Source organism: Dethiosulfovibrio faecalis (genome assembly GCF_021568795.1).
GTDB classification, from domain to species: Bacteria; Synergistota; Synergistia; order Synergistales; family Dethiosulfovibrionaceae; genus Dethiosulfovibrio; species Dethiosulfovibrio faecalis.
On sequence record NZ_JAKGUE010000006.1, the window covers coordinates 98,914 to 107,773 of the forward strand.

Sequence of the window (8,860 nt, forward strand, 5' to 3'; positions counted from 1 at the left end):
CTCGCGGGGCCCCGCGGCCCCGGGCGGGGCTTTTTCAGTAAACCAGATTTCTAGGGTTACCGGATATCCAGGCGCAGACGTTATCGAACGCCATAACGGCCCTCTTCTCCAACGCCTCCGGAGTAGCGAAGGCCACGTGAGGAGTAAGAACGCAGTTGGGAGCTTTCAGCAGAGGGTAATCCTTAGGGATAGGAGGTTCCATGTCGAACACGTCTATCCCGGCTCCGGAAAGCCTCCCCGACGTCAGGGCCTCGGCCAATCGATCGTTATCGACTATAGGGCCTCTGGCGGTGTTGATCAGTATCGCCGAGGGCTTCATCATAGCCAATTTTTCCTCTCCGATCAGGCCGACTGTCTGGTCGTTGCATGGAACGTGAATCGACACGATATCGCTGGAAGCCATAAGTTCTTCCAGGGTAACGTAGCTCACTCCCAACTCTTTGAGGTCGTCCCTCTCGGTTCGACTATACGCCAAAACCGGGCACCCCAAAACGCGGAAGATCTTCGCTACTTTACAGCCGATAGCCCCGGTTCCGACGATCCCCACGGTTTTGCCGGCTATCTCGTTGCCCAGAAGCCCCGCTTTAGTTGCACCGTCACGGACTGCGCGATCGCAGGGTAGGATGTTTCTGCATACCGCTACGGACAGCCCCAAGGCCAACTCCGCGACGGAATCGGTGGAATATCCGGCGCAGTTGGACACAGCTACGCCTCTTTCCGTGCAGACCTTCATATCCACGTGATCGTACCCGGTGAAAGCTACGGAGATCATCTTCAATGAATCGGCTCCGGCTATGACCTCGCCGGAAAGAGGCATATTCGCTATCATAGCCACGTCCACACCGGAAAGCCTGGATATGTTTTCGTCTCGATCGTCTGACCTCGGAAAAGACGAAAAATCGTGTCCGTCCTTCTTAAGCGAGGCCGCCAACCTTTCCAGAGACTCTTCCGAAATCCCCAGAGACTCGAGAAGAACTACCTTCATTTTTCGTAAACCTTGGGGGATTCCTTACCGGACATAACCCTGTAGGCACCGTCAGCCAAAGCCTTCAGCTCGTCCTCACCGGGGTATACCTTTACCGGAGCTATGAAGGCTACCCTGCGTCGAATCTCATCTACGAATACATCCGAGTAGGCCAGACCTCCGGTGAGCAATATGGCATCCACCTCTCCCTCCAGGGAAGCGGCTCTGGAACCTATCTCCTTGGCCACCTGATAGGCCATGGTCCTGAAGACGAGACCGGCCTTTTCGTCTCCATCCCCCATCCTTCTCTGGACCTCCCGCAGGTCGTTGGTCCCCAGATGAGCCACCAGACCGCCCTTTCCGCTCAGTTTCTTGCGAAGATCCTTCTCCGTCACGGTTCCTCCGAAACAGAGCTTTACGAGTCCTCCGGTGGGAAGGGTTCCCGCCCTCTCCGGGGAGAAGGGACCATCTCCGTCCAGGGCGTTGTTGACGTCTATGACCCGACCTCCTCTGTGGGCTCCGACGGATATGCCTCCACCCATATGGGCGACCACGAAGGAACAGTCCTCGTAGGCTTTTCCCATCTCGTCCGCGGCGGTCCTGGCAATGGCCTTCTGGTTGAGGGCGTGAAATATGGAACGACGCTCTATCTCGGGCAGACCGGACAGTCTGGCCTCGTCGACCAATTCGTCGACCACGACTGGATCCACGATGAAAGAGTTATCGGGGCAACCTGCCTCATCGGCCAGGCGTCTGGCGAGAGCCGCCCCGAGGTTGCTTGCGTGAGAACCGTATCTGGCCTCTTTCATGTCCTCCATCATGGCCTCGTCAACCCTGTATGTGCCACCGGGAATGGGCCGAAGAAGCCCTCCCCTTCCGACGACGCCATCCAGATCGGCTATTTCCGCACCCTTCTCCTTCAACGCCTTTTTGATCTCGTCAAGACGAAAGTCCTCCTGAGCTTCGACCGACGGAAACCGACCTATGACGTCGGAATCGTATCTCTGGGTATCGTCCCAGAGCTGGGTTCCGTCCTCGAACAGAGCTATCTTGGTGCTGGTAGAACCGGGATTGATAGCCAACAGTCGCATCTGACAATACCTCCCTACATCGAGAAAAGGGGCCGACTGGCGGCCCCTCGACGATAGTTATTACGACCGACTACTTGCCGAAATCCGCATGGACCACGGCGGCGGCGATGGACATCAGCTTGGCTCTGGGCGAATCGGCCCTGCTGGTGAGGATGATGGGAGCGGCCGCTCCCAGGATCATTCCGGCGGTCTCGTTCTCGGAGAAGTAGACGATCGCCTTGGCCAGCATGTTACCCGCATCTATGTTGGGAACCAGGAACACATCGGCCTTGCCGGCCACAGGAGAGGAGATACCCTTCGTCTTGGCCGATTCCTCGCTCACAGCGTTGTCCAGTGCGAAAGGACCGTCGACGATGCAGTTCTTTATCTGACCTCTGGCGTTCATCTGAGCCAAGGCGGAGGCGTCCAGGGTGGCCGGCATATCGGGGTTGACGACCTCTACCGCAGCAAGAACCGCGACCTTGGGACACTCCACTCCGAAGGCCCTGGCGAGGTTGACCGTGTTCTGTATGATCTGGGCTTTCTGAGAGAGGTCGGGATACATGTTGAAGGCCGCGTCGGCGATGAAGAATATGCGGTCGAATCCCTTTACCTGATGGAAGTAACAGTGGGAGATGGTGTTCTTTCCTCTGCGCAGCCCGACCTCTTTGTTGAGCATACCGCGAAGGAAATGGTTCGTGTGGATCTGTCCCTTCATGTAGACATCGGCTTTGCCGGAGGAGACGAGCTTTACCGCCTCAAGGGCTATCTCCGGCTCGCTACAGGCATCGACGATCTCGTAGTTTGCCACATCGACTCCGACCTTCTCGGCCGCCGCCTTTATGGCTTTCTCGTCTCCCACCAAATAGAAATCGGCTATGCCGGAAACCCTGGCGTCTTCCAGCGCGGTCAGAAGACCGGGATCATCGGCCTTGGCCACGCTGATCTTTTTCTTGCCCTTCTCCGCGCCGATTTTCTTGGCGTACTCCAACAAGGCACTCAACGAACGAAGCTGTTCCATGAGAAAAAAAGCCCCCTCTGAGATATTTGATATGACGTCTCCCTGCCCCATATTCAGGACCTAACGAGAGACTAAACCTCCATACATTATACACCGTATCGAGAGATTCTTCAGGAAATCGCGGCTCCTAAAGCGATGGAAAGAAGCTTGGTATCCATGGAGTCGAAACGGCTGGTCATAACGATAGGACGTCTGGCTCCCAATATGACCCCTGCCGTCCTGCAACCGGCCAGAAACATGGCGGTCTTTCCGACCAGATTCCCCGCCTCTATGTCTGGTACGACCAGCAGATCGGCCTTTCCAGCCACGGGAGAGTCTATCTTCTTTATCGCGGCAGCCTCGGGGCTAACCGCGTTATCCAGGGCCAGAGGCCCGTCGATGAGACATCCCTCGATCTGTCCTCTGGCGGCCATCATGGTAAGAGAAGCGGCGTCTATGGTGGCAGTCATATCAGGGTTGACCGACTCGACAGCGGCAAGCGCCGCCACCTTCGGACACTCGACACCGAGAGAATGATAGCACCCAACGGCGTTCCTTATGATCTCCGCCTTAGCGGTGAGATTCGGGTACATATTCATCCCGCCGTCGGTTATACCTAAAACCCTGCCCAACGGGGGGACCTCTACGAAGACCAGATGGGACAACAGAGCTCCGGACCGAAGTCCCCATTCCTTGTTCAATACCGCCTTGAGCAAAGTAGCGGTCTTGACCAGTCCCTTCATGAGGAGATCGGCCTTCCCGGAAGAGACCAGCTTGACCGTCCTCTCCGTGGCGGAATAGTCGTCACCTTCCTCGACGATCTCGAAACAGTCCAGGGAAAGCCCAAGCTCGGAAGCCTTGGCTTTTATCCTCTCGGACTCGCCCACGAGGACCGCTTGGACCAAACCTCTTTTTTGGGCCTCGCAGACGGCCTCCAAAGTGTCCTCTCCATAAGGACAGGCCACGGCGATCTTCTTCACTCCCGAATCGGTACAAGCGTCGAACAAAAAATCCAGATTTTTCACGATAGATCACAGAACTCCTTTCACCGTATCTGCATAGGACCTGGCTTTCTCCTCGCCCTTCAACACCCTCAAGGCCCCCTCCGCAAGGGCCTCCATCTCTCCCTCTCCGGGATAGACGAGACAGGGGGCTATCCACTGAACCCTTCTTTGAACGGAGGCGACGAACTCGCTATCGTAAGCTACCCCACCAGTGAAGAGAATCGCCGTCACGTCTCCCGAAAGAGCGGCCGCCATGGAGCCGATAGCTCCGGCTATCTGAAACGACATCGCGTTTCGGACGAGCTCCGCCTTCTCGTCTCCGGAGCTCGCTCTCTCGGAGACCTCTCTCATATCGCTGGTGCCGAGATAGGCGAATACCCCCCCCTTGCCAGCCAACCGCTTTTTGAGATCGGTCATAGGGGTCTTTCCTCCGAAACAGAGTCCTACCAGGTCCCCCGCCGGCATGCCTCCGGCCCTTTCAGGAGAGAAGGGACCAAAATCGTTCCCGCTGTTGAAGTCGATCAACTTGCCGTCGCTATGGGCGCATATCGTCATTCCGCCTCCCATATGGACCACCACGTACTTACTGTTTTGCCAGTCGACGCAGAGGTCCTTCGCTGCCCTTCTGACCGTGGCCTTGACGTTCAGAGCGTGGTTCAAGGGGATCCTTGGCAGCTCGGGCAGGCCGCTCAGACGAGCCAGATCGTCCAGTTCGTCCACCGAGACCGGGTCCACTATGAAAGCTGGGATACCCCTCGAAGACGCTATTGCGTCGGCCAAGATTCCTCCCAGGTTAGAGGCATGGTCCCAGGGCTTGCCGCTCCTCAACCTCGCCAAAAGCGCCTGGTCCACCTCGTAGGTTCCACCGGGAATCGGATCTATTATCCCTCCTCGGCCTACCACGCAACTGAGGTCGTCCAGAGAACTGCCCCTGGCCTCCACCGCTTTTTCTATCGTCTCCATACGGAAAAGATATTGATCGGCGGTCTTCGAGAAAGAGGCGATTCTATCCGCATCGTGACGGACGGTCTCGGACCACCTCTCTGAACCATCGTCGAACCAGGCTATCTTGGTGCTGGTAGAGCCGGGATTTATAGCTAAAACCTTATAGGACATCAAAACACCTCTCTCCGCTATCGCGATTTGAACGATAAAAACAAAAAATCCCTCATGTAAACCTTACCACAAAAGTCAATGCCAGCGTTTCTCTCCCTTGGACGGTTCGGCACAAGCCAGTATCTCCGCCTCCAGGCGATCCAGCTCCTCTATCTGATCTGGCTCCAGCATCGCCCTTACTTCCTCTCTCATGGCGGCTCCCATGGATTTTCTATCGGAGTAGGCTCCCGCAGCCACGTCGGTCCAACTGATCTTTCTCTTCGTCTCGTAAAGATCGAAATCGGCGAATCGATCGCTTCCCTCGACGTATTCCAAACCGATTAGAGCCTTCTTCACGACCTTTGCGTCGAAAAAGGAGAAAAGCCTGATGCAGTAGACCGATACCGGCATAAGGATATGGGCGTAATCCTTACCCCATCCCTCGCCGACAAGCAGTCCTAATTCCAGGTCGTCCAAGGCTTTTGTAAGACGTTCCACGTGCAATCCGTACCTGCCGAAAGCGTCGTATATCCTTATCTCCAACTGTCTCCATTCGGCCTTTTCCATGCTCCTGTTGAAAAGGTACATGGCCCTGCGGCGAAGCCTGGTCCGAAGTGTCTCGTGAGGCATGGATACCAGAACCACGTCCTTCTCCATATCGCCCATAGTCAAAGGTCTGGCGAGCGATTTGGAGGTAAAGGATATTATGACCCCACTGTCGGAATCCCAATCCCATATCGACTCCAAAGGGGATATTCGTCCGCCGAAATCCTCGGCGATCTCCTCCATAACCGGTCGGTAGTCCCCGTGAACCCTGAAAAGGATCGACCGAGGGAGCCGTCTAACCGACTTGACCATCGAACAGACCCCCTCGGTCAACATGGCGGCCAGGATCACGTCGGGGAAGCTGTCCACCGCGACATACCTTTCGCGGTCTCTCTCTCCCAGGACCAAGACGGTGCTATCCTCCCCTATACCGTCGAACACCCTCTCCCTGGGAGATTCCGAAAAGGAAAAACGTCCTTCCAGCCAATGAAGTATCTCTGAGACATCGCCCTCCATTCTAACGACCCTGGGACCACTCCTGACTATGGATAACATCGCCATACCTCCTTAGATCGACGAGAAAAAACAGACTAAAGACCTATTCGTCTCTTGAGCTGCCTCTGATCGTCTATATATCCGGGATAGGGGATCCTGTAAACACCTCCGGTCTTCAACGAAAACAAGTGAATATCCTTTACGCCGTTGAGACAGCGTATATCTCCGGAAGGATAGGACAGATCGTGTCCGCATAGCCCGACCATATCGGGAAAGTCGGGAATCCTCCAGGAATAGTGGCTAACGACGAAATTCCATCCGGAAGCTGAGAAAAAACCGGTACCTTCCGTTATGTGACAATGGGAAAACATCTCCTTCACAGAATAAAGATCATCGTGGTTTCCCATAGATATCATGGCCTGAAAATCCCCTCTGGCCACGGCCTCATCTAAAATTTCTGACAGAGTCCTTAGCTTATTTCTGTAGCACTCGATACGAGCGGGATATGCCTCCAGTTTTATCTGATCCACCAGGTCTCCCGTATGGACCACCCAGGCCGGACTGATCTTAGATATAATCTTCCTTAGATCGGGAAAAAAGGAGGACGGAGTGTCGGATATATGCAACAAGAACTCCCCTGGACGATCCATAACCTCCTCCGGAACGTAAACCGTACCCAGGAGCCTGCAGGCACCTGCAAGCCAACGATTCATGAAAACACCTCTTTCAAACCTAAACCTAGGCATACTCGTCCATTTTAATATGAAAGATGCAAAAAGACACGTTCTATCGCTACAAATCACCTTGACAATCGGAGGAGACGCTAGGATAATGCCTCCTTATGTGTCGAAAGAAGGCGAAGCGTTGTTGTCATCGGTGGTGAAGACGAAGACGTTTCGCGTCGACCCACTGAGGAGGAACGATATGGGTAACACTTTAGCTACAACCGCTTTTGATCGCTACGAACTTAGAGAAGAACTTCTGAGCGCCCTTGCCGCAAAGGGATTCGACTCTCCCATGCCGGTACAGGAACAGGTCCTGGAATCGGAAAAAAGAGACGGAGACCTGGTCGTACAGGCCCGCACGGGAAGCGGGAAGACCCTCGGTTTTCTACTTCCCCTTCTGAACGAACTGCCCCGGGAAACAGCTACTCCTAGAATACTGGTACTATCCCCCACCAGAGAGTTGGCCCAACAGATAGCAGGAGAGGCCGAATGGCTCGGCAGATATATGGGTATAACCACCGCGTCTCTGGTCGGAGGCATGGACATGGAACGCCAGATAAGAGACCTTCGCAGAGGTTCGGCCCTCGTAGTAGGAACCCCGGGCAGAACGATGGACCACATACGGAGAAGAACCCTCAAAACCGATACAATCCAGACCATCGTCCTCGACGAAGGAGATACCATGTTGGACATGGGCTTTAGGGACGATATAGAGGCCATTCTCAACACCCTGCCCGATCCCCATAGAACATGGCTTTTTTCCGCTACGATGCCGGACGAAGTTGCCTCCCTTACGAAAAGATATCTGGACTCTCCCAGCTGGATAACCCTATGTCACGACGAAGACCAGCACGAGGATATAACTCACAGGGCCTACCTCGTTCCCTCAGGAAAGAGGCAGGAGGGACTCGTGAACGTCCTCCTGTGGGAAAACCCCGAGATGGGCTTGATCTTCTGCCATACCAAGGCGGGAACGGTGGAGACCATGGAACGGCTTCAGGAAGAGGGATTCGCCGCCTCGGCCCTTCACGGAGACATGAGCCAGCTGGAGAGAAACAGCGTTATGAATGCGTTTCGGCAGGGAAGAATTCCCTATCTAGTGGCCACCAACGTCGCAGCCAGAGGACTCGACGTACAGGGAGTATCCCACGTCATACAGATAGGCCTGCCGGACAACCTGGAGACCTTCGTACACAGAAGCGGTCGAACCGGAAGGGCCGGTCAGGAAGGCAGAAACCTACTCATACTGACTCCCAGGGAAAGAGGCCGTTTCAAAGCGATGCTCAGAGCCTCGTCGATGGACCTCAAGTGGGCCAACGTGCCCGACGTATCCGAGATAGCCAAGGTACAGAGAGGACTCAGGGAAAGCGCTCTTTTAGACGGAGGTGAACCGGATCAGGAGAACCTGGCCTGGGCGGACGAGCTTCTGGGCATGATGGCTCCAAGAGACCTGGTAGCCAGATTGTTGGGAAGTTACGTCAAGGGCTTGCCTAACGGCTACGACCTCAGAAAATCCCTTCAGGACGAGCTCGAAAACCGCCGCTCCGGTAGGGACAGAGGGGACCGCTTCTCCGGGAGAGACCGGAACAGATCCTCGAGACGAAACGAAAACAGAGGCAATAGAAGCTCTTTCCGTGGAAGAGCCAAATCCATAAAATTATCGAAGGGACGGATCGATCAGGATTGGTCCGTAGGAAGAATCCTCGCGACCGTCTGTCAGGCACTCAACGTGGACAGAAACGAGATCGGCAATATCCGCATGAGGGAAAACCACACTGAGGTGGAACTCGGCCCTATAGCCGCCGATAGAATGAACGGAGATGGAGCCAACAGACTCTCAAAATGGGGCCTCATGGATGGGTCCTCGCAAAACCAGGCAAGAAATACCCAATCCTCTCAGGGTCGGAGACGTTGGGAAAGATAACGAATAAATACAGAAAGAGGGGGGATCGCAAAAGCGA

Annotated in this window: 8 protein-coding genes; 1 reads left to right on the plus strand and 7 read right to left on the minus strand. The window is 55.0% G+C overall.

Features of this window, described 5'->3' with window-relative positions:
- Positions 1 to 34: 34 nt before the first annotated feature.
- The 7 genes from L2W58_RS06555 to L2W58_RS06585 form a co-directional block, all read right to left on the minus strand.
- Complete coding sequence (locus L2W58_RS06555) at positions 35 to 985, minus strand: 2-hydroxyacid dehydrogenase (RefSeq protein WP_236102550.1); 951 nt, start codon at positions 983 to 985, stop codon at positions 35 to 37.
- Entirely contained in the window at positions 982 to 2,055 is a 1,074-nt protein-coding gene (buk, locus tag L2W58_RS06560) for a butyrate kinase (RefSeq protein WP_236102551.1), read from the minus strand. Before buk (L2W58_RS06560) ends, L2W58_RS06555 begins: the two co-directional genes overlap by 4 nt.
- 70 nt (positions 2,056 to 2,125) lie before the next feature.
- Entirely contained in the window at positions 2,126 to 3,055 is a 930-nt protein-coding gene (locus L2W58_RS06565) for a bifunctional enoyl-CoA hydratase/phosphate acetyltransferase (RefSeq protein ID WP_236102552.1), read from the minus strand.
- A 110-nt stretch (positions 3,056 to 3,165) separates the two neighbouring features.
- The gene (locus L2W58_RS06570) at positions 3,166 to 4,059 is read right to left on the minus strand and encodes a bifunctional enoyl-CoA hydratase/phosphate acetyltransferase (protein ID WP_236102553.1); all 894 of its coding nucleotides are present in this window, start codon (positions 4,057 to 4,059) and stop codon (positions 3,166 to 3,168) included.
- 6 nt (positions 4,060 to 4,065) lie between these two features.
- Positions 4,066 to 5,154: a butyrate kinase gene (gene buk / locus L2W58_RS06575; protein ID WP_236102554.1), complete on the minus strand. Its 1,089-nt coding sequence runs from the start codon at positions 5,152 to 5,154 to the stop codon at positions 4,066 to 4,068.
- A 75-nt stretch (positions 5,155 to 5,229) separates the two neighbouring features.
- Positions 5,230 to 6,234: a hypothetical protein gene (locus L2W58_RS06580; protein ID WP_236102555.1), complete on the minus strand. Its 1,005-nt coding sequence runs from the start codon at positions 6,232 to 6,234 to the stop codon at positions 5,230 to 5,232.
- Between the two features lie 35 nt (positions 6,235 to 6,269).
- Complete coding sequence (locus L2W58_RS06585; RefSeq protein ID WP_236102556.1) at positions 6,270 to 6,887, minus strand: metallophosphoesterase; 618 nt, start codon at positions 6,885 to 6,887, stop codon at positions 6,270 to 6,272.
- Between the two features lie 211 nt (positions 6,888 to 7,098).
- Between L2W58_RS06585 and L2W58_RS06590 the strand changes: the two genes are divergently transcribed.
- Positions 7,099 to 8,823: a DEAD/DEAH box helicase gene (locus L2W58_RS06590; protein WP_236102557.1), complete on the plus strand. Its 1,725-nt coding sequence runs from the start codon at positions 7,099 to 7,101 to the stop codon at positions 8,821 to 8,823.
- The last annotated feature ends 37 nt before the right edge of the window (positions 8,824 to 8,860 follow it).